Origin of the sequence: Yersinia artesiana (genome assembly GCF_902726545.1) — a bacterium.
In the GTDB taxonomy this organism is placed as follows: domain Bacteria; phylum Pseudomonadota; class Gammaproteobacteria; order Enterobacterales; family Enterobacteriaceae; genus Yersinia; species Yersinia artesiana.
The window spans coordinates 1-2,709 of the sequence record NZ_CACVAD010000105.1 but is presented as its reverse complement, the minus strand read 5'-3'; the positions used below and the strand labels follow the sequence as shown (position 1 = coordinate 2,709).

Sequence of the window (2,709 nt, the reverse complement as noted above, 5' to 3'; positions counted from 1 at the left end):
AAATAGGATTAAGCGTGATAAATAAAATTCTAACAAAAATTCACATCAAACTATCAGGCGTAATATAAAGCAGAATTTATCTATTTATCAGGATGGATTCTTTAGACGTTTTTTGGATAATCAATTAAGGCAGGAGAAATAACTATTTTATTCATTAAACCACTGCCAAGTGCAGGGCAATGCACCTGGCAGCGTTGAATTCGGAACTAATGCAACTCAGTCTCCCCCTGGGGTAGATCACCGAGAATAAAGTCATTGATGATGCTGTCGAAGTCCTTATCGCTGCTGAAACCTAATGCTTTGGCATAGTGAGCCTCGAAATTTCCAGGCCAGGAGTTCACAATTTTCTCAATCAGTGGATCTTGCTGAACTTTAATCAGATCAACCACTTCAGTACCCGCAATACGCCGTAATGCATCAATCATCTGCTGCACGCTAACAGATAATCCTGGCAGATTAATCACTCGCCCTGACTTAAGCTGACTGGCATCCAGTTGGTGACCGTGGATCAGGTTATTAATCGCCATTTTCGGCGATAACAACCACAAAGGTGTTTGTGGACTCACCGGGCAAATCACCTCAACACCCTGTAATGGCTCACGAATAATGCCACTGGCAAAGCTGGAAGCGGCGCGGTTTGGTTTGCCGGGGCGCACCACGATAGTGGGCATTCTCAAACTACGCCCATCAACAAATCCTCGGCGGGTATAATCTGCCAGCAATAAGTCATTCAAGGCTTTCTGTGTTCCATAAGAACTTTGCGGCGCCCAGACCTGCTCATCGGGTACAACTGCCGGTAACTCGCCACCAAATACAGCCACTGAACTGGTAATAATGACTTTAGGACAGTGCCCTAGTTGGCGCGCCCGTTCCAGTAAGCCGCGGGTGGCATCAAAATTAATGCGCATTCCCAGATCAAATTCCTCTTCCGCCTGACTGGAAACAACCGCCGCCAGGTGGAAAACAGTGTCAACCTGCTGGTCAAAAACACTCGCCAACCATTGCGAATCGGCAATATCACCACAAAAAACCTGCACCCGCTCATCGGTAATCGCACTCAACGGCACCACATCACAAGCCATGATTTTGTGAATACTGCGCTGATTACCCTGGCTATCCGTCAGATAATCCAGTGTTAATAAACGTTCAATTAATCGACGCCCTAAAAAACCAGCAGCGCCCGTTACCATGATATTCATCGTCATATCCTTTTTTATCTGCGCGGTTAGCGATTAACTGTTTTGGCTGGAACTAAAAAGACTAACCCCGCCCCAATAAATAGCATGGTGGAAATAATCAACATGCCGATGGTGGTACTTTGAGTCAGATCTTTTAAATAGCCCATCATATAAGGTGCGGCGAAGCCCGCCAGATTGCCCCAAGAGTTGATCAGCGCAATACCTGCGGCAGCGGCAGTGCCCCCAAGGAATGCCGTCGGTAAGCTCCAGAACAGTGGCAACGTGCTCAATGCCCCCATCGCTCCCATGGTTAATCCCACCATAGCGATGATGATGTTGTCACTGAAGCTGGCGGAGATAATCATCCCAATCCCGCCCAATGTCGCGGTTAAAGCCAGGTGCCAGCGCCGTTCCCGCAGGCGGTCGGCACTACGTGAGACCACGACCATCGTCACTGCTGCTGCCGCATAAGGAATTGCACTCAGTAAACCGATGGACAGAATATCGGTAACGCCACTGTCTTTAATCAGTGTCGGCAGCCAGAAGCCAATGGTGTAAAAACCGGCAATCAGGCAAAAATAAATAAGAGTGAGCAACCAGACGCGGGGTTGCAGGAAAATCTCTTTTAGGCTGCTATGGACATGATGCTGAGTATCATTATCGATATTGGTCTGGAGGATTTTTTTCTCTTCATCGGTTAACCATTTGGCATGTCCGATCCTGTCCGTCAGTTTAAAAATCACCAAAATACCAATGAGTACCGAGGGAATACCTTCCAGAATAAACATCCATTGCCAACCAGCAAAGCCGTGGAAACCATTAAAGGCATCCATTATCCAACCAGATAGCGGCGCACCTATCACCCCAGATAATGGAACTGCAGTGGCGAATAGAGCATACATTCGGCCGCGACGGTTAGTCGGGAACCAATATGAAATATAAAGGATCACCCCCGGATAAAAGCCAGCCTCAGCTATCCCCAATAAACAACGCATCACATAAAATGACATCGGCGTGGTAACAAAAGCCATTCCCGCCGAGATAATGCCCCAGGTGATCATGATGCGCGCAATCCACAACCGTGCTCCAACACGATGCAACATCAGGTTACTGGGAATTTCTAAAAAGAAGTAAGCAATAAAGAAGATACCGGCACCAAAGCCATACACCGCATCAGAGAATTGTAAGTCATCGGCCATTTGTAACTTGGCAAAGCCCACATTCACCCGATCCAGATAAGCCACGACATAGCACAGCATCAGTAACGGTAAAATATGCCATGCCGCTTTACGGTAGGCGTGATTCTCCGCCGGCAACACCTTCGGTATAACTAAAGGTTCGGTTGATGATTCAGACATAGTAGGGCCTCATATTTTAATTATTCGCAGGGAACAGAGATCAGCCATAGCCCTGTCAGCTACAGCTGCTGGCGTTGCACATAAAATGTTAATTTTAGTTATTTAATGTTTATTAAAGTTAAACCTAAGGGATAAGCGGGTCAGTGAATGCGATTTAAATCACAATTATTAAC

General features: G+C 46.7%; 2 protein-coding genes. Both read right to left on the bottom strand.

Going from position 1 to position 2,709, the window contains the following annotated elements; translation table 11 throughout:
- Positions 1 to 206: 206 nt before the first annotated feature.
- Positions 207 to 1,199: a D-erythronate dehydrogenase gene (denD, locus tag HU019_RS20110; RefSeq protein WP_174848878.1), complete on the bottom strand. Its 993-nt coding sequence runs from the start codon at positions 1,197 to 1,199 to the stop codon at positions 207 to 209.
- 26 nt (positions 1,200 to 1,225) lie between these two features.
- Complete coding sequence (locus HU019_RS20105) at positions 1,226 to 2,536, bottom strand: MFS transporter (RefSeq protein ID WP_011817183.1); 1,311 nt, start codon at positions 2,534 to 2,536, stop codon at positions 1,226 to 1,228.
- Between the last annotated feature and the right edge of the window lie 173 nt (positions 2,537 to 2,709).

Coding starts and splice junctions, on each gene's coding strand:
- denD (WP_174848878.1), bottom strand. CDS start 1,199: ATGAATATCATGGTAACGGGCGCTGCTGGTTTTTTAGGGCGTCGATTA.
- HU019_RS20105 (WP_011817183.1), bottom strand. CDS start 2,536: ATGTCTGAATCATCAACCGAACCTTTAGTTATACCGAAGGTGTTGCCG.